This window comes from Burkholderia sp. b14, assembly GCF_900156195.1.
Taxonomy (GTDB): Bacteria; Pseudomonadota; Gammaproteobacteria; order Burkholderiales; family Burkholderiaceae; genus Mycetohabitans.
The window spans coordinates 1117487-1140782 of record NZ_FTPJ01000003.1 but is presented as its reverse complement, the minus strand read 5'-3'; the positions used below and the strand labels follow the sequence as shown (position 1 = coordinate 1140782).

Genomic DNA, 23296 nt, shown 5'->3' with positions numbered 1-23296 from the left:
CGAGCATGTTGAAAGTGCTGGAGGCGGCGATGTTCTTGCACATCGCCGCGGTCGTGATATGGGTCGGCGGCATGACGTTCGTGCAATTTTGCCTGCGTCCAGCGTTGTCCGACGTGTCGCCGCAATTGCGCCTGCCGTTGCTGGATTCGCTATTCGGCCGGTTCTTCTGGCTGGTCGCGGTGGCGATCGTCGTGATCCTGGCCACTGGCATATTCATGTTGGTGACGCTGGGCGGCGCGCAGGCGAACTGGCCGATGCATGCGATGGCCGCGATCGGTGTACTCATGATGCTACTGTTCGGCCACATCCGCTTCGCGTTATACCCGCGGCTGCAGCGCGCGGTCCAAGCGCAGAACTGGCCAGACGGCGCCCGCGTCGTCACGGGCCTGCGCCGGCTGGTGGCGCTCAACCTCGCGCTCGGTGCGGTAGCCACTGCGCTGGGCGTGATCGGGCGTTTCTGACCGTGGCCGCTACGCGGTTTGCCAGAGGACCAGCCCGTAGGTGAGCGCCACGGTCCCGTACACCGCATAGACCGGCACCTTGGCGCGCCAGAAGCACGTCAGCGCGAACGTGGCGGTGACCGCGTAGATTGGCTCCATGGGTACTTGCCAGGCGATCTTGGCGACGGCCGATATGAGAAAAGCCGTTGTCGCCACGCGCAACACTCGCATTGCGGACTTGAAACGCGGGTGCGATTCGAGCACCTTTAAGTTGCGCTGCGCGATCACCACCAGCGTTGCCGATGGCACGAATACCGAAAAGGTGGCGAACAGCGCGCCGGGGATGTGTCCGACCAGATACCCGAAGAACGGCACCACGTTCAACAACGGACCGGGCGAGACTGGCGACAGCGCGAAAACGAAAGTGAATTCGCTGTCGGAAATGTCCAGGATCGGCGGCACGAACAACGTCTTCAATACCGGCAGCGCCGAGAATCCGCCGCCGAATAGTGTCAGGCCCGCACCGGCCAGCCGGGGCCACAGCAACAGCATGGCGTTGCTCGATGGCAGCGGCAATGGCAATGCGTACAGTCCGAGTAGTACGGCGAGCAAGGCCAGCAGCAGTGAGTCGGTGCGGCACAGCACGAATGCTGATTTCGTCTGCTGCTCAGACGCCGGACTCGTGAACCAACCCAATGTGAACGCGGTGCCAAGCAGCGCGACATAGATGGCCGGGCTATTTAGGAGCAGCAGCGTGACGCTGGCCACGATGGCCGTGGCCCAGTCGATCGGGCGTTGTATCAAGGTGCGCACCTGCTTGATCCAGGTCGTGCCGATTAACGATGCCAGTACGACGCTGAAGTGCGTGACCAGCGATTGCGATGCGAGCGACGCCACGGTCGGCGTGCGATAGAACATCGCCAGCACGGTCATCACGATCGCGAAGGGCACCACGCTGCCAAGACCGGCCATCCACGCGCCCCGCCAGCCCCGCAGTGCGGCGCCGATCTGGATCGCGACATTGCAGCCGACCGGCCCGGGAATCAGCCAGGCCAGCGCGACCAGGTTCAGGTAGTCGAGCCGGTTGAACAGTTGCTTGCGCTCAACATAGTGACGCTCCAGTTGCGCGATCAGCGACAGCCCACCCCATGAAACGGATGATAGCCCAGCGATGACCAGCAGCAGCGACCACAATGGCTCTTGGCGGGATGGCACATCCTGCGTTGTCTGCGGCTGAAGCGGTCCACCATCGACGCCGGTGGCAGACGAGGGCGCCGGCGCGGCTGGTGAGGAGGCAACGGATGGAAGGTGAGATCGATTATGCGGCACGGCACGAGATTCAAGCGGACACACGTGGTTGCACGGCGTGCGTTGCTGCGACGCCTCCTGGTTCAGAATATGGACAAACCCCGAAGTGCTCGAGCAGCGCAAGCACCCCGTCGGGCGGCACCGGGCGCGAGAACAGGAAGCCTTGTGCCTCGATGTTGCCCAGTCCCGACAGCCATGCAATCTGCTCTTCGGTTTCCGTGCCTTCAACGACCACGGTCAACCCTAGCGAGCGGGCCAGATTGACGATTGCCGACACCATAACGCAGACATTGCGGTCCGCGGGAATGGCCTGGACGAACGAGCGGTCGATCTTCAGTGTGTCGACGGCAAAACGATTCAAGTAGGACAGCGACGAATAACCGGTGCCGAAGTCATCCAGTGCAATGCGCACGCCAAGCCGCTTGAGCGCGGCGACCTTCTCCGACACGATTTCGGGATACTCCATCATCGCCGTTTCCGTGATCTCGAGTTCGATGCGCCGTGCAGACAATTTATAGCGGTCCAGCGCCTGCTCCACGGCCCCGAACACATCGCCGCGCCAGAACTGCACGGCCGAGATGTTGATGGCCAGCGACAGTGTGTCGTAGCCGAGCGAGGTCCATTGCGCAAGCTGTTGGCATGCGCTGTCGATCACATAGTCGCCAATCGGCACGACCAAACCGGTGGACTCGGCAATCGTGATGAACTCGCTTGCGGTAATCTCGCCATGCTGCGGGTGGTTCCAGCGGAGCAGTGCCTCGAAGCCGGTGATGCAGCGGCGCGCCAAGTCGATCTTGGGCTGGTAGGCGAGAAACAACTGCCCTTCGGCAAGTGCGACGCGCAGTTGCTGCTCCCATTTCATCAAATGGTCGGCGCGGTGCGCGAGCTGCGGCGAATAGAACTGATAGCATCCGCGGCCGGCATCCTTGGCGCTGTACATCGCCAGGTCGGCCTTTTTCAGCAAATCGATCTCGCTTTCGCTAGTACTGGAGAGCAGCGCGATGCCGATGCTTGCGTGCAGCACGAATGAGCTGCCGCGCACGTCGAATGGCCTCAGGAAACTGCCGGCAATCGCCTCGGCCAATTGGACCACCTTCGGTTCAACGTGATCCTCCTTGACGATCACAACGAACTCGTCGCCGCCGATGCGCGAGAGGATACCGTTGCCATCGACCGTCTGTGCGAGCCGTGCCGATGTCATTTGCAGCACAATGTCTCCGGCGTTGTGGCCGAGCGTATCGTTGACCGTCTTGAAATTGTCCAGGTCGATGAACAGCAATGCGAGCCGGCCGACGTTTGCCGGCTGCGAGACTTCGGTGCGCAAAATCTGCAGCGTCTGGTAGCGGTTCGGCAAGCCGGTCAGCAAGTCATACTCGACGAGGTGCGTCATCTCGCGTTCACGGCCGAGCAGCTTGCGGATCAAGCCTGTGGCCACGCCGAAGAAGCCGAGGATCGCGATCGAAATGCACCCGGCCATCAACAGGTAGATATTGCGAGTGTGTTCATAATCGGCAAATTCTTCCTTTTGCGATAGGCCCACCATGACGCCGAGCGGGTAGCCGTCGATGTGGCGATACGACACGATGCGCATCACGCCATCGATCGGGTCGCGGTACGTGCCGGACACATGTTCAGACAGCGGATAGCTGCCGGTCGCAGAAAACGCGCCGGGTGCGTTCAGTGTGTTGCCAGTGCGGCGCGCCAGCACCGCGCCGGTGTCGGCGATTACCGATATCACGCCGTCGCGGCCAATTGCCGCGCTGTTATAGAAGTCATTGGTGAAATAGCTCGGGTCTTCCGACACCACGACCACACCCGCGAACGAGCCGTCGGGATAGTTGAGTCGGCGCGTGAGTTGCAACGTCCATTGGTGCGATACTCGGCCTAGTACCGGCTTGCTAATATACAGCTGGTCGAACGTCTCGTGCTTATGGACCTGAAAATGCTCGCGGTCGGACAAATTCAGCGGCTTAGGCCGCGAATCCTCTGTATTCGCGATTAGATAGCCATGCTCGTCAACCAGCGACACCTGAATCAGTGTGTCGCTCTGGATCACGCCCTTCTCGATCGTGCTGGCTAATTTAAAGCGCTGCGGCGACTTCTCGAATTCGTATTTGACGAAGCGGGTGATCTGGTCGACCTGGTGAATGGCCTTGACCGTATGTTGTTCGAAAGCCGCGGACAGCAGCGCGGCCGAAGCTGTGGCTTCGCGCTGGGCATTGTCCCGCTCCACTTGCAGCCGCGTATAGATTACTGCCCACAGCAGGATCAGCACCAATAACCCGAGAGCTGGGATGACCCACAGAGATCGCTGCCTGGACACCGCCGCGTCACGGCGCAAACGCGCTTCGCGTGCCGAGGGAGTCAGCGGAAGAGTCATGGAGCCAGGCCGTGATAGGGGGTGAATATCCCCGTGCGGCGGCGTGTCCAATGCGATGACGGGGCGTGATGCAGAACCGCCAAAGGCCGTGCCGCGCGGGCGCTCAAACAATGGTAATTAAAACAGCGCCACGCGTAAAACGCCCCCACCTTGTTAGGGTACCGTGTAACGCCTGGATGCTGCCTGTGACGCCAGCAGATTATGCGGGAAGAATGGCGGCGCGCCTACGCTGTCTACTCGGGATATATAAGAAATCTGTCCGAAGTCGGCTGAATCGTGCCTGGAACGTTCCATCTATGGCCGTTACCGTATTGCTGTCGATCCACGGTTCGCGCTTCGTGTCGTTGACGCGCCTCGCCATTGCACCCCAGAACCTCGCGTTGCCTCGTCTCATGATCGATCTACTCGAATCGTTGCGTTGTCGTGGGCAGTTCCAAGCACCGGCAAGGAAACGGCGCGCCGCGGGGCGGGGCACAGATGCCGTTATTCGACTTCGGCGATCAGTTCGATTTCCACGCAAGCACCCAGCGGAATCTGCGCGACGCCGAACGCCGAGCGGGCATGCTTGCCGCGTTCCCCGAACACCGTCACAAACAGCTCCGACGCCCCGTTCGTCACCAAGTGCTGCTCGGTGAAGTCCGGCGTCGAATTGACCAGGCTCATCATCTTGACAATGCGCTTGACGTGGTTCAGATCGCCCACGTGCGCGTGCAGCGTCGCAATCAGATCGATGGCAATGCTGCGCGCCGCCTGTTGTCCTTCTTCCGTGCCAATTGTGTCACCGAGCTTGCCGGTCCAGACTTGTCCGTTCCTTTTGGCGATATGGCCGGACAGGAACACGGTCTTGCCTGCCTGCGCACTCATCACGTAAGCGGCCGCCGGTGCGCCGGCAGTCGGTAGCTCGATGCCGAGCGTCTTCAGTTGATCGTATACATTCGACATGGGGACTCCAAAGGGTGAGGAAAATACAAGGGTGAGACCGGCCGGGCCGGATCAGAAAACTGCATACCGGCGCGCCGCAGCACCCGCCATCATCGACAATGTAACGCAGGACAGCGTTGCCCGGGCGCACGTCGGCGGGGGCCGCGATGCTGGACGGCATACGCCAGGCGGCGCTTTAACGTCGCGAACTGCGGCGACCCGGGGCTGTCTGCGTTTCTGTCGCGGTCTCTGGGCAAGTCTTGAATTTGGCGCGGGCCGTCCCCATTTGCGCGGACACGGACAAACCTGGCCTCGTGCCGTTGACGTCAACTCGCTGAAAGGACCTAGACTATGGCGCAAGAAACCATGAGCTTCCAGGCGGAAGTCAAGCAGCTTCTGCAACTGATGATTCACTCGCTGTACAGCAACAAGGAAATTTTCCTGCGTGAGCTGATTTCGAATGCGTCCGACGCGGCGGACAAATTGCGTTTCGAGGCGATCGCCGATGCCGGGCTGTATGAAGACGACCCAAACCTGCGTATCCGGATCGCGTACGACAAGGCTGCACGCACGATCGCGGTTGACGACAACGGGATTGGCATGAGCCGTGACGACGCGGTCTCGCACCTGGGCACGATCGCGCGTTCAGGGACCAAGGAGTTCTTTGCCAAACTGTCCGGCGATCAGCAAAAGGACGCGGCACTGATCGGCCAGTTCGGCGTCGGCTTCTATTCCGGCTTCATCGTCGCGGACCGGATCACTGTGGAATCGCGTCGCGCTGGCTTGCCCGCCGACCAGGGGGTGCGCTGGGAAAGCACTGGCGATGGCGAATTCAGCGTCGAGACGATCCAACGTGCGCAGCGCGGCACATCGATCACGCTGCATCTGCGCGAGGGCGAAGACGAGCTGCTGTCCTCCTACCGACTCAAGTCGATCATCCAGAAGTACTCGGATCATATTGGCCTGCCGATTCTAATGAAGAAGGAGGAGTGGGACGCTGAAAAGAACGAGATGGTCGTCAAAGACGAGGACGAGACCATCAACCAGGCTAGCGCACTGTGGACGCGTGCCAAGAGCGAGATCAGCGACGAGCAGTACAAGCACTTCTACGAGCATTTGTCGCACGATCACGAGGCGCCGCTTGCCTGGACCCACAACCGCGTCGAGGGACGCAGCGAATATATCCAGTTGCTGTACGTGCCTGGTCGTGCCCCGTTCGATATGTGGAATCGCGACCATCGCGGCGGGCTGAAGCTGTATGTGAAGCGCGTGTTCATCATGGATGAGGCCGAGCAGTTGTTGCCCAATTACCTGCGCTTCATCAAGGGCGTGGTCGATTCAAACGACCTGCCGTTGAATGTGTCGCGTGAGATTCTGCAGGAGAGCCGCGACGTGAAGGCGATCCGCGACGGCGTCACCAAGCGAGTGCTGTCGATGCTCGAGGAACTGGCTGGCGCCGACGACGACGCCGGCAAACAGAAGTACGCGACGTTCTGGCGCGAATTCGGCCAGGTGCTCAAGGAGGGCCTGGGCGAGGACTTCGCGAACCGGGAGCGCATCGCCAAGCTGCTGCGCTTCGCGTCGACGCAAACCGACAGCGCCGAGCAGAATGTGTCGCTGGCTGACTACGTCGCGCGGATGAAGCCGGAGCAGACGAAGATTTACTATGTGACCGCCGACAGTTGGCAGGCCGCGCGCAACAGTCCGCATCTGGAAGTATTCCGCAAGAAGGGTGTCGAGGTGCTGCTGCTGACCGATCGCGTCGACGAATGGATGCTGTCGTTCCTGCATGAGTTTGACGGCAAGCCGTTGGCCAGCGTCGCCCGTGGCGATCTGGATCTGGGTGCGTTGAACGACGAGGAGAAAAAGGCTCAGGAAAAGGTCGGTGAGGACCTGAAGCCGCTGGTCGAGCGGATGAAGGACGTGCTCAAGGAAAAGGCCAAGGACGTGCGTCTCACGTTCCGCCTGACCGACTCGCCAAGCTGCCTGGTGGCCGACGAGGGAGAGATGAGTGGCTACTTGCAGCGAATGTTGAAGGCGGCTGGCCAGAAGGCGCCCGATTTCCATCCGATCCTCGAAGTAAACCCGGAACATGCGCTGATCAAGCGGCTGTCGCCGGACGCAGCGGACTTTGCCGACTGGTGCCATTTGCTGTTCGATCAGGCGCTGCTCGCCGAGGGGGGCGCGCTCGATGATCCAGCGAGCTTTGTCAAGCGCACCAACACGTTGTTGCTGTCGGGCACGCATTGAACGACACGCTTGAGCGGCGCTCGGGCGGCCAGTTTTGTGCGCACGGCGACGGTTGGCGGGTGCAACCGCGTGCTGTCTTGAGCGCCGCACAGAAGGACTGGGTAACACGCGCGGGCTCGCTCACGCGCCATTTGGGCACGCTCGGTCGGGTGACCGTGCGGGTCACCTGTGAGAAGGTTGGCGTCGCGTGGCGCGACGAGGCGCGCGTGTTGCGCCTCGTCGCGCCACGCGCCGGTGTGGATTCGCGAGGCAGTGCTCGCAGTGGATGGCGTGGCCGTGGTGGCTGCGCACAGTGTCACGCCGCTGCGCGCGAGCTGGGGCGTATGGCAAGCCGTACGACGGCTGCGTACGCGAGCGTTGGCCGAGCTGCTGTATGCGGACATGACGGTGACACGCTCGCCGATCGTCAGCCGGCGCGTCGATGGCGCCCATCCGCTGTACCGGCTCGCTGTCGCACAGCTAGGCCCGGATCGGCCGCATGCATGCGTCGCGCGGCGCTCGGTGTTTACCCGCCATCGGCTACCGCTGATGGTGACCGAATGCTTCCTGCCGGCCATGTGGACCATGACGACCCTTTAAACTGCTGATGTTGCAAGGTTTTCCGCCGGTAATCCGGCCCGATACGACGATTCTGGTGCTGGGCAGCTTTCCCGGTGAGGCATCGCTCGGGGCAGGGCAGTACTATGCGCATCCTCGCAATCAGTTCTGGCGGTTATTGGGCGCGGTGCTTAACGAGCCTGAGTTGCAGGAGCTTGCGTATGACGCGCGGCTCAAACGCGTGTTGAAGCACGGAATCGGGATATGGGACGTGCTCGCCGCGTGTCATCGCGAGGGCAGTCTCGATTCGGCGATTCGCCATGCGAAGCCGAACGACTTCGCGTCGTTGAGAGCGCATGCACCGTTGCTGAAGAAGGTGTGCTTCAACGGCAAGACGGCGGGGCGGTTTGCCGATGTGATCGGTGCCGCGGGCTATGAGACGCTCGTACTGCCTTCGTCGAGTCCGGCCCATGCGATGCTGTCGTTCGAACAAAAGCTTTCGTGTTGGCGGGAGATTCTTTTCTGACGCCATCCGATCGCTGGTGACGCAATGTTGCGTGGCATGGGGCCAACCCACAGCCTGCGTGACCGAACGTCGAATCCGTTCCGCTTCAGTGGTAATCGCTTTCCCGCTGATGACGCACCGCCAGGATCGTCACCGTCCGATTGTCGTCGATCTCGAACAGCGCAACATATCCCGACGCGCCGAACGGAATGATCAATTCGCGCAGAAACGGCATCGATGGATGGGCTTTGCGGCATGTGAACGGCGACGATTCCAATGTAGCGATCCCGGCGGCGATGGCCGCAAGTGCACGAGTAGCGATTTCGACGTCGGCGTCGTCGCGATCGATAACGAAGCCATAAAGGCGGTCCAGATCATCTGAAGCCGCACGCGTGAACCGGACCGCGTACGTCATCGAGGCTTGCGCCTCGTATCGCGAAGAGCGTTGAGCCGCCGCTCTAGTTTCTCCAGTACTTCGGACGCAGGCAGATAGTCGCCGGTGCGTCGGGCCGCTTCGCGCGACGCGATGCCGCGGGCAATGAATTCGCTTTGATTGCGACGGCGTTCGATGCCCTCGCGGATCGAGTGCTCGACGAAACTCGACAGCGTTTCTCCTTCACCGAGGACGCTTTCGGCGGCGTCACGCAGTTCCGGTTCGACCCGAATGGAGGGGAAGGTGGCGGATTTCATGATATCTGTCAAAGCATCGCAGTTGCGATGCATTATCCGCTGATGGCTATGTTGATGCAAGTTAGCCGTTCGGTAGAGTCGATGGAGAGCGTCCAACGCTCCGAAATGGGCGACTTCCAGCGCCAGCGTCGCGCGACCCGTGGATAGCTGCAGGTCACCCCAACTCGATTACGGGTTGCTTAACCCGCTGCGCGACCCCGGATGCTATGCTTGGGACAAACAAAAACTGTGCAACACGCAAGACTTCGTTACATGACATCCTTGATCAAGCGCGCGTCGGCGCAAGCGCGCGCATTCCAGCGCGGTGAGCGGGCCGCGCAACCGTCGCGCGGCGCCACCCGCCGCACGGGACGCGACAAACACAAGAGCGCCGCGCAGCACGAGGCCGTACCCACCCTCGAAGCGCCGCGCAAAGCCCGTTTTGCGCCGGTGACATTTTCCGAAGAAGGGGGCGTGCGCTACCTGCATTTCGGCACTGAATGGATACAGGGCGCGATGCGCCTGAAAAAGCCGTTCGATATTGAACTCGAATACGCGCAGCAAATGATGGCGTGGCTGCTCTTTCTCGCGCCGCCCCAGCGTATTGTGCAATTGGGCTTGGGGGCGGCAGCCTTGACCAAGTTCTGTCATCGGCATTTTCTGCGCTCGCATGTGGAGGCGGTGGAATTGAACCCGGCAGTGATCATAGCCGCGCGCAGCATGTTTGAGTTGCCGAGCGACGACCGGCGCTTGAGTGTGCTCCAGATCGATGCATGGGATTTTGTTCATGACCCCGCGAACCACGGTACGGTCGGCGCGATGCAGATTGACCTGTATGACGCGACCGCACGCGGTCCGGTGCTCGATTCCGTCGCGTTTTATCGCGCGTGCCGTGCTTGCCTCGGCGGCGCCGCAGTGGTGACGGTCAACTTGTTCGGCGACCATCCGAGCTTTGTGCGCAACATGCGCCATTTGCGCGCGGCGTTCGATGCGCGGGTCATCGCGTTGCCCGAGGTGCATGAGGGCAACCGCGTCGTGCTGGCTTTCTCCGGACCCGCGTTGTCGATCGACTGGAACGTACTGACCGACCGCGCGAAGGTCATCGAGAAGGCGTGTGGGTTGAACGCCCGTCAGTGGGTCGCCGCCCTACGCGAGGCGTCCGGCGCGCCACGCCGCGACGCGCGCGACATCGCCGTCGGCGGGCATTTCATAATCTGAGTTCCTCCCCACCATCCCATCGTTTTCCCGACTTGCTTGGTGGTATCTGGATTATCCAGATGTTGCCCGCGATCGTACTGGCTTGTACACCCGTGTATGCGACCATCGCGGCTTGTTGCTCGGCTGGGCCGCGGGCATCCTGACCGGCACGTGGATGGCCGCATCGCTGAAGCTTGCGGGCTCGATTTATCTGTTGCATATCGGCGGATACACGATGCCGGGCTATGCGGCGGCGGTGTGGGCATTGCTCGTGAACATTGGGGTGGCGATCGTGGTCAGCATGATCGTGCGCGTGCTCGGCATGTCGCGCTTCGAAGACAGGACACGGCCCGAAGACTACTTGGACGTCGTTGAGAGCGAGACGTGATGCGCCCGTGGTCCGGAGCGTGCGGCAGCGCGAGTGCCGCCTTGAACCTACGGGCGCGCACCGGCATGCTGGGTAAATTGACGCTCTCAGACCTGGCGGTGCAGGACGACTGATCAGCGCGGCACCTGAAAGGCGGCACGTGCCCGATCGACGTCGGCCCGCACGCTGCAATCGTGCTGATGATCGTTGACTAGGCCCATCGCCTGCATCATCGCGTACATTGTCGTCGGCCCGACGAATTTCCAACCGCGCCGCTTTAAGTCTTTCGACAACGCAATCGACTCGGGGGACGTCGTCATCGTGCCGAGCACCTCCCGGGTCAGCTTGCGTGGCCGGCTCCGCGGGTCCGGCTCGAAGCGCCACAGGTAGGCGGCCAGCGAGCGCTCGCTATCGAGCAGCGCCAGCGCGCGGCGTGCGTTATGGATGGCAGCCTCGATCTTGCCCCGGTGCCGGATGATGCCGGTGTCGCCGAGCAACCGCTGCACGTCGCAGTCGGTAAACCGGGCCACCTTCTCGATGTCAAAGTTGGCGAATGCAGCGCGAAAGGCTTCCCGCTTGCGCAGGATCGTTAGCCAGCTGAGTCCGGCCTGGAACCCCTCAAGGCACAGTTTCTCGAACAGCCGGCGGTCGTCATCGACCGGAAACCCCCACTCCTTATCATGATAAGCGCAATACTCGGCGCCGGTGCCGCACCAATGGCAGCGCCGCGAGAGGTCCACTGTCGGTGCCGGCACGACCGATGGCCCGCCTGGCATCGCCGAAGCAGAAACAGAAGGGTGTATCATCGACGGTTTGGATTATCCTTGATGCGGTGTGTTGACCATGTATTGTAGTCGAGCGCGTGTCGGAGCCACTTAGCGCAATGGCGTAATCAACTGTTCAAGCTTGACCGCATCCGCCGCGAACAGGCGAATGCCTTCAGCCAACTTCTCGGTGGCCATGGCGTCGTCATTTAGCAGGTAGCGGAACGTCGGCTCATCGTGCGCGACGGGCTCGATCGGCACACTGGCCGCCTGCTGCGGGCAGAGCTTGCGCTGCACGGGCTCGTTGCTCTCATGCAGCTTCTGTAGCAAGTCTGGGCTGATCGTCAGCAGGTCGCAGCCGGCAAGCTCGACGACCTGGCTCGTTGTGCGAAAGCTTGCCCCCATCACTTCGGTCGAGTAGCCAAATTTTTTGTAGTATGCGTAGATACGCTTGACCGATTGCACGCCGGGATCGTTGGCGCCGCCATCGCGGGCCTCATCCCAATTCGCGCCGGCATTTTTCTTGTACCAGTCGTAGATGCGGCCGACGAATGGCGAAATCAGCTTGGCCCGGGCTTGCGCGCAGGCGACCGCTTGGGCGAGCGAGAACAGCAACGTCATGTTGCAATGGATCCCTTCCTGCTGCAACACCTCGGCGGCGCGCACGCCTTCCCACGTCGATGCGAGCTTGATCAGCACGCGCTCGCGGTCGATGCCCGCGGCCTCGTAGAGTGCGACCAGCTGATGTGCCTTCTCGATGCTTCTTTGGACGTCGAACGACAGCCGCGCGTCCACTTCTGTCGATACCCGCCCCGGGACGATCTTCAGGATCTCGACGCCAAACGCGACCAACAATCGGTCAATGATGTCGTCGACGGGCAGGCTCGCATGATCGCGTACTGTTTTCTCGAGCAGCGGGCGGTAGTTGTCCTTCTGCACCGCCTTCAGGATTAGCGACGGGTTGGTCGTCGCATCCTGTGGTTTGTAACGCGCGAGTTGCTGGAAATCGCCGGTGTCGGCGACGACGGTCGTGTACTGCTTCAACTGGTCTAGTGCAGTCGTCATGGCTAGGTTCCTTGTAGATCGTATCGCGTAATGCCGCGCTGATTTCTATTATTGTCTCGCAGCCGTGCGGCGTCCGATAGTTGTCCGACCAGTCGGTGCTCCCCCAGTTCGTCGGGGTGCCGGCAGCCGGACGTCGGACGCCGCGCCGCCGGCTTGCCGGCGCATTTAGCGGCGCCAGTTCAGGATGGTGTTCGCGATGAGGCCGGCCACTAGGCCCCAGAAGGCCGAGCCAATCGACAGCAGCGTGAACCCGGAGGCGGTCACCATGAAGGTAACGAGTGCCGCTTCGCGTTGTCGGGCATCCTGCATCGCATGGGTCAGGCCGGTCATGATCGAGCCGAACAGTGCCAGCGCGGCGACCGACACGATCAGTGCCTTGGGCAGGCTGGCGAACAGCGCCGCAATCGTCGCGCCGAAGATGCCGGCCAGCAAGTAGAACACGCCGCACCATACGGCGGCAGTGTAGCGCTTTGCCGGATCCTCGTGTGCGTCACGACTGGTGCAGATCGCTGCGGTGATGGCCGCGAGGTTGATCCCGTGCGAGCCAAATGGCGCTAGCAGCAGCGATGCGGTCCCGGTCGTGGCGATCAGTGGCGCCGATGGCGTGCTATAGTCGTGCGCGCGCAACACCGCCACGCCTGGCATGTTCTGCGAAGCCATCGCGACAATGAACAGCGGCACGCCGATGCTGATCAACGCGGCGAGGGAGAATGACGGGCGGGTGAACACGGGATGCGCGAGCGCGATGCTGAAATGACTAAAATCGATCAAGCCGAGCGCGCCGGCCAGCACCGTGCCGACCACCAGCGTAAGGGCGATCGCATAGCGGGGGCAAACGCGCTTGGTCACGAGGTAGGCGACGAACATCGTGAGCACCAGCGCGCGTTGTTGGCCCGCCTGAACAAAGATCGCGCTGCCGATCTCGAACAAAATGCCGGCCAGTAGGGCGGCGGCGATACCCGATGGGATCCTCGCCATCAATGAATCGAAGCAGCCAGTGACGCCAACCAGGGTTAGCAGCGCCGCACACACGACGAAAGCGCCGATTGCCTCAGCGTAGGGTACCCCGGGCAGGCTGGTGATGAGCAGCGCAGCGCCGGGCGTGGACCAGGCGACGACGATCGGCGCGCGAAAGCGTAGCGACAGCCCGATGGCCGTGACCGCCATGCCGATCGACAGCGCCCAGATCCACGATGAGATTTGGGTGTCGCTCAGGTGCGCGGCGCGGCCGGCCTGGAATATCAATGCGATCGAGCTGGTGTAGCCCGTCATCGCGGCCACAAAACCGGCGACCAGTGCCGACAGCGAGGTGTCACCGATCGGACGCAGCGGCGCGCGTAGTGTGGGCGGTGCGGCTGGGTCGGGTGGTGAGGACGCAGTCATGGATGGGAAGGGTTACTTGGCGTGATCGCGGCGTTGACCGTCAGTTTGAGGTCATCGGTCGCGGCATACTGTGAAGAACCTTCGAAACGCTCGGGCGGCATGATCGGCACGGGGACACGAAAACGCCAGTATAGGACAGGCGCCGCATCGCCGCCGGCTGTGTGGCCGACTCGCTGCCCCTGGGGCGTGTGCATGCCATCGGCGCGCCGACCGATGCCGGCGCGGGCAGCCGAAGTGCCCAAATGCTGCATTTCTCTGCGGCCGATTGACGCAGGGTGAGGGCGGCCTGCTGCCTGCAGCACGGTTGACTACGCGGTGCGCAGCGCGCAGTCGCGCGCCGGCGCTCAAGTGGACGCTCCTAGCGTCGGGGGTTACAATACGCCGTTTTTTTGGCCGGCTGCTCAACGCCAGCGGATTCGCGCAGAGCAGGGCGGTGCAGGCCTGCGCGGTTTCAGCGCCCCGATATTCCCCTACAGCCAGGTTAGATGCTTATGAACAGATTCGTCGTGATGGCTGCCATTGCGGTGCTCGCCGGGTCAGCCGGCACCGCGGCGGCGGACGTGGTCGGCAACGCGCGCGCCGCGCAAGGGAAGGTCGCCATGTGCATTGGCTGCCACGGCATTCCCGGCTATCGCGCCGCGTTCCCACAGGTCTACAAAGTGCCGATGCTCGGCGGTCAGAACGCGAAGTATCTGGAAAACGCATTGCAGGAATACAAGAAGGGTTCACGCAAGTTCGCGCCGATGCAAGCGATCGCCCAGTCGCTGACGGACCAGGACATTGCCGACCTGGCTGCGTACTACGCGGCTCAGACGCCGGCAAGCCGGCCCAATCCGGAGCGGTGACCGGAACGTGGCGAACGGTAGACGAGCAACAGGAGAACTCATGAAAAAGCGCATCATTGAAGCGTCGGGCGTCGCCAAGGCAATGATCGCCGCGTGTGCGGCCGTAGTATCGATCGGGGCCGCGCAAGCCGCAGACATTGGTAACGGGCGCGCAATCGTCGAGCGCACCAACTGCGCCGCGTGCCACGGAGCGGGGCTGGACAAGCCGGTGACTCCGGATTATCCGAAGCTCGCGGGGCAGCATGCCGACTACACCTATTGGGCATTGCGCCAATACCAGATGGGCGGTGGCAATCCGTCCTTTGGTCGCGACCATGCGATCATGGCTGCGCAGGTGCAGAGCCTGTCCGAAAGCGATTTGAAAGACATTGCCGCGTATATCGAGTCGCTGAAGGGCGATCTCGTGCTGAAGAAGTAAGCGGTCTTACGCCGCCGGCGCACACGCACGGCGGCGTCGCTGCGTCGGCCGGCCCTGTGCCGTCAATCCCGGGACGCGCGCTGTTCAATCAGCGCCAGATACGCGTCGGTATCCGGCGGGACGTTGTTGCGTTGTGCTTCCCAGATGATCTGGCCAAGACATTCCATGATCGCGTGGTGTGCGTCGTGGTCCGAGCCCAGGCGTGCAGTCAGGCGCTCGTGTGCGGCGCGGATGCCGCGCGGTTGGTCGATCGACAACTGCTCGCTGATTGCCAGGTGCATCGACAAGTGCAGGAACGGGTTCGTCTGGCCGCGCTCGGGCGAGTAGTCCTGCTCGCTTGCGTCGGCGCAGTCCAGGACAGCTTGGTACTCTGGGTGCTGGACGATCCAGTCCGCCGCTATGCTCTGCAGCGGGGTCAAGATTTCACCGGCGCGTTGCTTGCGCCACGTCTCGGTAAAAAAACGACGGACTTCGTCACGACTCGGATTGAACATCAGGCACTGAAACCGCTTGGTACGCGCAGCCGCGCAATTCCTCATTGTACGCCGAGCGTTGTCGTGGCGCCGCACCGTCGCACCGCGGTGCTCATCGCTGCATAGCCACGATGCAAGCTTCGTATCAGTGCATCCGCAGTGCTTTTGCGGCAATCATTATGTCATTGGGTGGGAGCGGGCGTCTTGCTCTTGAATTCGCACAGCGGCTCGATCGCACAATGCCAGCACTCAGGCAGCCGCGCACGGCATACGTAGCGGCCGTGCAGGATCAGCCAATGATGCGCGTCATGCCGGAATTCGGCCGGCGTGAGCTTCTCCAGCGCCACCTCTACCGCCCGCACGTCCTTGCCGGGTGCCAGCCCGGTGCGGTTCGCGACGCGGAAGATATGCGTGTCGACGGCGATCGTCGGGTGCCCGAATGCGGTGTTTAGCACGACGTTCGCCGTCTTGCGGCCCACCCCGGGTAGGGCCTCGAGCGCTTCGCGATCAGCCGGCACTTCGCCGTGGTGCTTGTCGAGCAGGATCCTGCAGGTCGCGATGACGTTTTTGGCCTTGGTCCGGTACAGTCCAATCGTCTTGATGTACTGCGCCACACCGTCTTCGCCGAGCGCCAGGATGGCTTTCGGCGTGTTGGCGACTGGGAACATCTGGCGCATCGCCTTGTTGACCGAGATGTCGGTCGCCTGTGCCGACAGCATCACGGCAATCAGCAGTTCGAACGGTGTCGTGTACTCTAGCTCCGTCGTCGGATGGGGATTCAAGCTTTGCAGCGTTTCGTAAATTGCGCGGCGCTTTTGGGCGTTCATGAAGATTCGTCGCTTTAGGGAACAGTTGGACGCAGACGGCGCATCATGCATCGAGGTCGGAGCCGTCTCTGCGCGCATCAGGCGGCGGGGGCGGCTCCGATGCAGCGCAGCCGTGTTCGTCCGTGTCCCATCCCAGGCGTCGCCGACGTGCTTCGGCCGCGTCGATTTGCGCTTGCACGGCTGGACTGACGTCCGATGTGTTGCGCGGCCCCAGCCCCTGGGCGGCCAGTTCCTCTTTCTTCTTACGGGCACGCTCGAGCGCCGCCTGGATGATTGCTTGCTTTCGTGCGGCGGCAGGGTTCTGCGACGACGCCATTGGCCCGGCCCCTGGCATGCCGGTCGTGGTGGCAGCGGCGGGCGTCGCGCCGGGCGGGTGACCGGGCTCGGCATTTGTGCGCTCTCGCACCGTGCCGGGCGACGCCCATCCCGATGCTGGCGGCATCGGTGTGGCATCCGGATTCATCGTCGCGCGACGAGCGGCGGCACGCTGCTGCGCCACGTCACGCTCTTTCGCGAGCCGTGCATTGCGCTGCGCGTGCCGGCGTCGGGCCGCATCGGCCTGCTGCGGTGACCATGCGTCCCATCCGGTGGCAGTGCCGGTCACGGGGACCATCTCGATACAATCGACGGGGCACGGTGCGACGCACAGATCGCAGCCGGTGCACCAATCTGCCAGCACCGTATGCAGCTGCTTTGGGGCGCCGACAATGGCATCGACCGGGCATGCTTGCATGCATAACGTGCAGCCGATGCACACAGTCTCATCGATTACCGCACGCGCCCGTGCACGCTCGACGCCGTTGGTCGGATTGAGCGCGATGATCGGCTTGCCGAGCAATGACGCCAGCCGGGCGATGCCTTGCTGTCCTCCGGGCGGACACTGGTTGTAGCCCGCCGTGCCGTCGGCAACGGCTTGCGCATAGGGGCGGCAGCCGCTATAGCCGCATTTGGTGCATTGGGTTTGGGGAAGCAGATCGTCGATCCGATCCGCGAGCGACGGAGAAGCAGTCACAGTGTCGGAACCTGGACGCGTCGAGAAGCGTGACGCATATTTTATCAATACGCAATTATCGCCTATTCCGATAGCGGCGTTGGACCCGCGTGCCATAATCCAACTGCTTTCCGTGTCAGTCTTAGGGCGATAACTGAGCGCGGCGCACCATTTCCTGCCGCTGTGGGCCTATCCGGTGGTGACGCGATCGGTCAACGCGGCTACTGCATCATGATTTGAACATGAACCAGCCGAGAATCAAAAGGGACCCCGAAGGCACGAGGCGCCGCATTCTCGCCGCCGCTGCCGAAGCATTCGCGAACGGCGGATTGTCCGGCGCGCGCGTGGACCAGATCGCCTGTCGTGCCGGGACCAACGAACGGATGCTGTACTACTACTTCGGCAGCAAGGAGCAGTTGTTCACTGCGGTGCTGGAGCAGGCGCTGACGGGATTTGCCGAAGCGGAACGCACGCTGGACCTGAACGGACTGGCGCCCGTGGAGGCCATGACGCGGCTTGCCCACTTCATATGGGCGTTCTATCATCAGCGTCCTGACCTGCTGCGCTTGCTGAACAACGAAAATCTGCATGAGGCGCGGTATCTGCAACAGTCGACGCGGATTCGTGAAACCGTTTCACCGATGCTCGCGACGCTTTCCGGGATCCTGGAACGTGGGCACCGCGCTGGGCTGTTCCGGGCCGGCATCGATCCGATGCGCCTCTATGTGACGATCTCCGGGTTAGGCTATTACATTGTGTCCAATCGGCATACGCTGAAGGCGACGCTCGGTCGGGATTTCGGACAAGGCGACGAGCACGCCGAGATGGTTCGACTCAATACGGATATGTTGCTGGCTTACTTACTGTATCGGTGATCTTACTGCATCGGTGACCGTCGTGCCGCGCTGCGCGACACAGCAGGCAGTGCGCAGCGCGACCCTATCGTGACGAAGGTCAGCGTCAAGCTTAAGCCCGTCACGGTTGTGAGGTTCTACCCGGTGCGTCGAGACAGGGGTTCGTCGATTCGCTTGCCAGCGTCGCCGTTCGGATGCGGCCTGATGTTGTGCCGTGCCGCGTTTAAGCTGACGGGGCGCGGTGTCCTATTTACCGCCGCGTCAGGAGTCAGACTTGTACAACCACCGCGTCGCGATACCTCCCGGCTCAGCAGCGCTGTTGCCGCAATGGCTCAATGAGCGTTCCTTGGCGAGCACGCCGTGTCCTTCGAGGCCCTCCGCGTCTAACGGGCCGCTGGCGGCTTTGAAAATGTTGGCCCGACCTAAGAACATGCGCGGTCAACCGCCTGCAGGAAGGCCTGCGGCGTTCGGTCTGCACGGCTCTCTTGTCGAAGGCAATCCAACGTTTCCTGCTGCGTCCCGCGTATATGGTCCGCAGCCGACGCTTCGCCAATCCGCGCTGGGCGCCGGGGAGCCCCCCAGCGCTCGCTGGATGCCTTCATTCCCACAAATGCTGCGTCAGGCGAGCACATCCTTCTCCACCGTGCCGTGGGCCCGTTGCAAGGCAATCGCGGCGGCTGTAGCACGAATGTTCCGCGGCTTGTTCATTCCCAAAGCCGCTTCGGCTTGGGAAGGGCAAGCGACGTCACCCATAAACGCGCCAGCACAAGGTGGCGTTGCACCGTTTCCAAAAGACGGACGTGCCGACGGGCCTAATGACCCATTCCAGCCGTTCGGTGTTCCCAGGTGGAAAAGTGACACCGCCTATTTAGACGAAGACGAGCCGTTTCCTTCGCTGCAGCAACCGGATCCCGCGAAGATGCTATTGTGCAGTCCATTTCGGCCGCCGAAGCCGCGCTCGGAGGAGGTGGATTCACCACAAGCTCGTATCCCCTTTGATGCATCGAAGGAGCAGTGGAAGATAAGTATATTACGTCCCCAGCAGGGGGGAGCCGTCTTCGCGAGAACGCCACCGGCTCCGCCATCTTCGACGCTGAAATACATACCACCTGTTAAAAAGCCATCGGGACAGCGCTCAAAGTCCGCGAGTCCGTTACAAGCTAGTCTCCCCGATAATGCATCGAAGGAGCAGTGGAAGATGAGCATATTACGTCCCCAGCAGGGGGAGGCCGTCTTCGCGAAAACGCCACCGGCCCCGCCATCTTCGACGCTGAAACACACACCTGTTAAAAAGCCATCAGGACAGCGCTCAAAGTCCGCGAGTCCGTTACAAGCTAGTTTCCTTGATGATGTATCGAAGCAGCAGTGGAAGAGCCGTATATTACCTCTCCAGGAGCGGAGCGTACCGGCGCATAAACCGCTGACCGAAACCCGTAGGAACGTCTATCAGCCGCAGTTGGCGCCAAGTATATTCTTGGCAGACCAAGAGACAGATTAATTTGAAGCCCAAACCAATTGGGAATGTGCACCCTGCCGGCATGCTACGCGAGTGTCGATGACGGCCGCCGATGGAGTGCCATTGCGAAATCACGCCGAGGCACTGGAGGCGTAAGCCGTGCATGGCGCCAGGCAGCGGCGCACAATTCGAATAGGACGCGATCATTGGAGCATGTATGGTTGACAGGCTAAAACTGAATGTATCTGGATGGGCTTTGCCACAGTTGCAGGTTCTACGTTCGGCTTCTGATGACAAGCCGGGCGTCACCCCAGGACGTGCCGGGGTTTCGGCACTGTTAAGCGGCTTGAAAAAGTATGGCTCGCGTCTGCGTGCTGCCGCGCTACCGTCTGAACGAGCGCAGTGGAATATATCCTCCCCAAGTACGGGCGGCGCGATGCAAGGCGCCCGCCCACCTCATGTTTGGGGACACGGCAATGCAATAGGCTTTTCTACAGTGCCGCGATTCGGGTCGCCACTTGAGCGTGGGGCGCCATCACAGTTGACCCCGATGGGGGGCAATAGCCCATTGGTTATGTCGATGCCTTCTCAACCTTTAAACCACGTGGTCGTTGTCCTGCCGCCGCCGCAGTCATCGATTATGTCTGCCATTTCACGGTTGTTAGGCGACGTACCAATGACGGCGGTACCAAGTAGTGCGATCATGCTGTCGTACGGTCCATACGGCTCTGGCAGTGGCAGCGCGCCGGCGCCTTCCTGGCCCGGCCACGGTAGCGTTCCGATGGCTGTGGGCTGGCATGAACCTAGCGGCGCCGAGTACGCGATGTCGGCGTTCGCCAATCACGGTGTGCCGCAGCAGAGGTTTCAAGAGCCGGGCGTTCATCCCAGTATGCCAATGCCGCAGCCTCCTTCCCCAAGATACGCTACGCCTCCAACCCTTGAGGATGCGCCGCCACGGCCGAATAATGAGGTTGCTCCGCCACGGCGGCCACCCAGACGAGTCGTTCCGCTGTCGTCGCAGCGGCGAAATACCGTTAGCCCCCAAAATCTTAATGCCTATTTGAGCGGGAAACAGAAAGAGGTTTTTGAACAGTTGGACGCGAAGAAAAAGCCGTCCAAAAAGGAATTACAAGATGCCAACGATGAGGCGTTCGCCGAAGGCATCAGGCTAAGCTTGATCCAACACGCAGCTTCGGACGGCTCGCGCGCAGATGCGACGCAGGCTTTGGATGAGTCTCGAAGTGCGGCCACGGATAGCGCGCCCTTGCGGACTCCCGCAGGCATAAAGCGCCAGCCAACGGAATCGGAGAACGATAGAGCAACTAAGCGACTCAGATCATCGTACATTCCCCTCGATCAAGCGCCCCGGGCATTTTACAAGCCCTCGCTCGCTCTGGGTAACATAGAGGACAACGCATCGGAGGAGTCCGAATCGCCCCATTAAAAGTAACGGCTCAGTTTTGCGTTGCGTGAACGCCAGTGCCGCTGATATGTCCGGCAAACCCAGATGCGGTGCGCCCGGTGTGAGGCCCACGTTAAGCTGCACTGCAACAAGTACAGCATTCAGATCCGTGACAGGATTGCACGAACTGTTTTAGAGGTCAGTCAAGCTAATCCTTGGCGACGTGCCCACTGTGATCGCGGTTGCCCGTGTTGGAGAGCCGACCGCACCGGCGCTACGTCTGCACTGCAGCCTCATGATCATGCTCATGAATGAACTCGCGGATCTGCGCATAGATGATCGTGCGCCAGCGTCGTCCCGAGAAGATCCCGTAGTGACCGCATTGCTCCACGGTGAAATGCCGGCGTGACGCTGACGCAATGCCGGTGCACAGCGTGTGGGCGGCGCGCGTCTGTCCACAGCCGGAGATGTCATCCAGTTCGCCCTCGATCGTAAAGAGCGCGGTATCGGTGATGTCCTGTGGGCGCACCGGCTCGCCGTTGACGATCCAAGTGCCTTGCGCGAGCCGGAATTCTTGAAACACGATACGGATCGTTTCCAAGTAATATTCCGCCGCCATGTCCAGCACGGCGTTGTATTCGTCGTAGAAGCGGCGATGCGCTTCGGCATCGTCTTCGTCGCCACGTACTAGGTTTTCGAAGAATTCCCAATGCGATTGCAAATGCCGCTCCGGGTTCATTGCAACGAACCCGGCGTGCTGCAGAAAACCCGGATAAACTTTGCGGCCTACGCCCGGATAGTTCGACGGCACCGTATAGATTACGTTGTTCTCAAACCACTCGTACGAATGCTGCGTTGCCAGCGAGTTCACCGACGTTGGGCTCTTACGGGCATCGATCGGCCCACCCATCATCGTCATCGTACGTGGTGTGTCCTCGCCGCGGCTGGCCATCAGCGAGATCGCCGCGAGCACCGGCACCGTTGGCTGGCATACCGAGATCACGTGCAGGTTCTTCGCGCCGATGTGTCGGATAAAGTCCTGGATGTACTCGACGTAGTCGTCCAGATGGAACGCGCCGGCCTCGAGCGGCACCATCCGTGCATCGATCCAGTCGGTGATGTAGACTTTGTGGTCCTGCAGCAGCGTGCGCACCGTATCGCGCAACAGCGTTGAGTGATGTCCGGACAGCGGTGCACAGACCAGCACGACGGGTTCATGCTTCAGTTGCGATACGGCGTCGCTGTTGTCGGAATACCGCTTGAAGCGCAGCAGCCGGCAAAACGGTTTTTCCAGGATCGTCTGTTCGACGACCGGAATGCTGCGGCCGTCCTTCTCGATTTGCTTAATGTTAAATTCGGGGCGTTCATAGTCCTTGCCGAGCCGGTATAGCAACTCGTAGGCGGCGGCCCAGCGCGATGCGCCAGGGACGTAGGCGAGCGGACTGGCCGGATTCGCGAACGATTTCGACGCGGATTGCGCCCAGGCAGTCAGCGGGCTCAGCAGCGCGCGCTGGAATTCGTGAAATTGATAGAGCATGCTTGCTCCGTGTTACGGCATGTGGGTTGATTCCCGCTGCCATCGGTACGGCGCCGGTCAAAGCCGGGCGCTCCTCGCCGCCCGCGCGAGATAAGCGGGCGGCCGGGCGCAGGATGACGCGTCCAATCCTGATATCCGATCATATCGGACAATCGCGGGCTGGTGCAATGCAGCAAATCCCGCTGGCGAGCGTGTCGCTTACTGCGGCCAGCGGCCATGCTCGGGCGTGCCGAGCAATGCCGCAAAGCAGGCGCCGGAATCAAACCGCGGCCAGCATAGCCAGTCGATTGAACCGTCGCGGCCGACCAGCGCCATGGTGTGACTATCGCCGATCAACGCATAGTCTTCGATTGCAAGGGGCATGGGTGGAGTCGGAGCAGCAGCTGCGCATGGTTCCCGATCATAAGGCAATTGAGCGCAGCCCGCGTGTTGCCGGCCTTTTGACAAACAGCTGAGCGGGCCGGCACGGGAACGTTTGTTGTTGACTCGCGGGCACACCGTGCCGTTGAGCGCGCCGGGCTTTCGCGGCAAGGTGGGCGGCGGTGCGATTCATCTGTCGCCGGACGGCCGTTTCCTGTATGCGACCAACCGTGGTGATGCTAACGAGATCGTGATCTATTCGGTCGATGCCGACAACGGCCGCCTGAGCCTCGTGGGCCGCCAGTCGAGCCTGGGCAGCACATCGCGTAGGGCGCGCGGTGCGGGTG

The 23296-nt window shown here is 61.7% G+C and carries 19 protein-coding genes and 5 pseudogenes; 10 read left to right on the top strand and 14 right to left on the bottom strand.

From position 1 onward, the window contains the following. The first annotated feature begins 5 nt into the window (after window positions 1-5). A complete protein-coding gene (locus B0B13_RS09555) occupies window positions 6-461 on the top strand; it encodes a DUF4149 domain-containing protein (RefSeq protein WP_076795984.1) in 456 nt (151 codons plus the stop codon). A 9-nt stretch (window positions 462-470) separates the two neighbouring features. On the opposite strand, the gene B0B13_RS09550 is transcribed toward B0B13_RS09555, so the two are convergent. The 3 genes from B0B13_RS09550 to B0B13_RS09540 all read right to left on the bottom strand — a co-directional run bounded on the left by B0B13_RS09550 (window position 471) and on the right by B0B13_RS09540 (window position 5070). Beyond that, on the bottom strand, window positions 471-1655 hold the full coding sequence (locus B0B13_RS09550; RefSeq protein WP_076786262.1) for a chromate transporter: 1185 nt from the start codon (window positions 1653-1655) through the stop codon (window positions 471-473). A gap of 124 nt (window positions 1656-1779) precedes the next feature. Further along, window positions 1780-4128: a bifunctional diguanylate cyclase/phosphodiesterase gene (locus B0B13_RS09545; protein ID WP_076786264.1), complete on the bottom strand. Its 2349-nt coding sequence runs from the start codon at window positions 4126-4128 to the stop codon at window positions 1780-1782. A 483-nt stretch (window positions 4129-4611) separates the two neighbouring features. Then, entirely contained in the window at window positions 4612-5070 is a 459-nt protein-coding gene (locus B0B13_RS09540; RefSeq protein ID WP_076786266.1) for a RidA family protein, read from the bottom strand. Window positions 5071-5400: 330 nt separating this feature from the next. Here B0B13_RS09540 and htpG point away from each other — a divergent pair, with 330 nt between their 5' ends. From htpG to B0B13_RS09525, 3 genes and pseudogenes are all read left to right on the top strand, one after another. Further along, on the top strand, window positions 5401-7299 hold the full coding sequence (htpG, locus tag B0B13_RS09535; RefSeq protein WP_076795982.1) for a molecular chaperone HtpG: 1899 nt from the start codon (window positions 5401-5403) through the stop codon (window positions 7297-7299). Continuing rightward, a pseudogene (locus B0B13_RS09530) lies at window positions 7296-7878 on the top strand (chorismate--pyruvate lyase family protein). The gene htpG and the pseudogene B0B13_RS09530 overlap by 4 nt, the downstream one beginning before the upstream one ends. 7 nt (window positions 7879-7885) lie before the next feature. Continuing rightward, window positions 7886-8362 (top strand): DNA-deoxyinosine glycosylase, encoded by a 477-nt coding sequence (locus tag B0B13_RS09525; protein ID WP_076795979.1) that lies wholly within the window; start codon window positions 7886-7888, stop codon window positions 8360-8362. A gap of 85 nt (window positions 8363-8447) precedes the next feature. Here the strand turns inward: B0B13_RS09525 and B0B13_RS09520 are convergent, their stop codons facing one another. Continuing rightward, the gene (locus B0B13_RS09520; RefSeq protein WP_076795977.1) at window positions 8448-8756 is read right to left on the bottom strand and encodes a type II toxin-antitoxin system RelE/ParE family toxin; all 309 of its coding nucleotides are present in this window, start codon (window positions 8754-8756) and stop codon (window positions 8448-8450) included. After that, entirely contained in the window at window positions 8753-9031 is a 279-nt protein-coding gene (locus B0B13_RS09515) for a YlcI/YnfO family protein (RefSeq protein WP_076797253.1), read from the bottom strand. The genes B0B13_RS09520 and B0B13_RS09515 overlap by 4 nt, the downstream gene beginning before the upstream one ends. Before the next feature lie 252 nt (window positions 9032-9283). On the opposite strand from B0B13_RS09515, the gene B0B13_RS09510 reads away from it, so the two are divergent. Then, window positions 9284-10228, top strand: a complete 945-nt coding sequence (locus tag B0B13_RS09510) for a class I SAM-dependent methyltransferase (protein ID WP_076795975.1) — start codon at window positions 9284-9286, stop codon at window positions 10226-10228. Window positions 10229-10260: 32 nt separating this feature from the next. Further along, a pseudogene (locus B0B13_RS09505) lies at window positions 10261-10595 on the top strand (sodium:solute symporter); the annotation flags it as partial. 113 nt (window positions 10596-10708) lie between these two features. Here B0B13_RS09505 and B0B13_RS09500 read toward each other — a convergent pair. The 4 genes and pseudogenes from B0B13_RS09500 to B0B13_RS20055 all read right to left on the bottom strand — a co-directional run. Further along, on the bottom strand, window positions 10709-11350 hold the full coding sequence (locus B0B13_RS09500; RefSeq protein ID WP_076795972.1) for a DNA-3-methyladenine glycosylase I: 642 nt from the start codon (window positions 11348-11350) through the stop codon (window positions 10709-10711). Window positions 11351-11449: 99 nt separating this feature from the next. Beyond that, window positions 11450-12403, bottom strand: coding sequence for a transaldolase (gene tal, locus B0B13_RS09495; protein ID WP_076786282.1), 954 nt, complete (start codon window positions 12401-12403; stop codon window positions 11450-11452). Between the two features lie 165 nt (window positions 12404-12568). Further along, window positions 12569-13786 carry a benzoate/H(+) symporter BenE family transporter gene (locus B0B13_RS09490; protein ID WP_076795970.1) on the bottom strand — a complete coding sequence of 406 codons (1218 nt, stop codon included), beginning with the start codon at window positions 13784-13786 and terminating at the stop codon, window positions 12569-12571. An 8-nt stretch (window positions 13787-13794) separates the two neighbouring features. Then, a pseudogene (locus B0B13_RS20055) lies at window positions 13795-13980 on the bottom strand (hypothetical protein); the annotation flags it as partial. A gap of 297 nt (window positions 13981-14277) precedes the next feature. Between B0B13_RS20055 and B0B13_RS09480 the strand changes: the two are divergent. Together B0B13_RS09480 and B0B13_RS09475 are read left to right on the top strand one after the other, a co-directional pair. Further along, entirely contained in the window at window positions 14278-14631 is a 354-nt protein-coding gene (locus B0B13_RS09480; RefSeq protein ID WP_076786288.1) for a c-type cytochrome, read from the top strand. A gap of 40 nt (window positions 14632-14671) precedes the next feature. Next, window positions 14672-15049, top strand: coding sequence for a c-type cytochrome (locus B0B13_RS09475; RefSeq protein WP_076795964.1), 378 nt, complete (start codon window positions 14672-14674; stop codon window positions 15047-15049). A 62-nt stretch (window positions 15050-15111) separates the two neighbouring features. On the opposite strand, the gene B0B13_RS09470 is transcribed toward B0B13_RS09475, so the two are convergent. The 3 genes from B0B13_RS09470 to rsxB form a co-directional block, all read right to left on the bottom strand. Further along, window positions 15112-15543 carry a DUF1841 family protein gene (locus B0B13_RS09470; RefSeq protein WP_076795962.1) on the bottom strand — a complete coding sequence of 144 codons (432 nt, stop codon included), beginning with the start codon at window positions 15541-15543 and terminating at the stop codon, window positions 15112-15114. Window positions 15544-15704: 161 nt separating this feature from the next. Next, entirely contained in the window at window positions 15705-16349 is a 645-nt protein-coding gene (gene nth / locus B0B13_RS09465) for an endonuclease III (RefSeq protein ID WP_076786292.1), read from the bottom strand. Between the two features lie 43 nt (window positions 16350-16392). Continuing rightward, window positions 16393-17361 carry an electron transport complex subunit RsxB gene (gene rsxB / locus B0B13_RS09460; RefSeq protein ID WP_076797252.1) on the bottom strand — a complete coding sequence of 323 codons (969 nt, stop codon included), beginning with the start codon at window positions 17359-17361 and terminating at the stop codon, window positions 16393-16395. A gap of 221 nt (window positions 17362-17582) precedes the next feature. On the opposite strand from rsxB, the gene B0B13_RS09455 reads away from it, so the two are divergent. Beyond that, complete coding sequence (locus B0B13_RS09455) at window positions 17583-18215, top strand: TetR/AcrR family transcriptional regulator (protein ID WP_076795959.1); 633 nt, start codon at window positions 17583-17585, stop codon at window positions 18213-18215. 3111 nt (window positions 18216-21326) lie between these two features. On the opposite strand, the gene B0B13_RS09440 is transcribed toward B0B13_RS09455, so the two are convergent. Both B0B13_RS09440 and B0B13_RS18435 read right to left on the bottom strand, forming a co-directional pair. Next, window positions 21327-22589 (bottom strand): polyhydroxyalkanoate depolymerase, encoded by a 1263-nt coding sequence (locus B0B13_RS09440; RefSeq protein ID WP_076795951.1) that lies wholly within the window; start codon window positions 22587-22589, stop codon window positions 21327-21329. 207 nt (window positions 22590-22796) lie between these two features. Then, window positions 22797-22952 (bottom strand): annotated as a pseudogene (locus tag B0B13_RS18435) (trehalase-like domain-containing protein); the annotation flags it as partial. Window positions 22953-23070: 118 nt separating this feature from the next. On the opposite strand from B0B13_RS18435, the pseudogene B0B13_RS19350 reads away from it, so the two are divergent. Then, a pseudogene (locus B0B13_RS19350) lies at window positions 23071-23277 on the top strand (beta-propeller fold lactonase family protein); the annotation flags it as partial. Window positions 23278-23296: the final 19 nt, after the last annotated feature.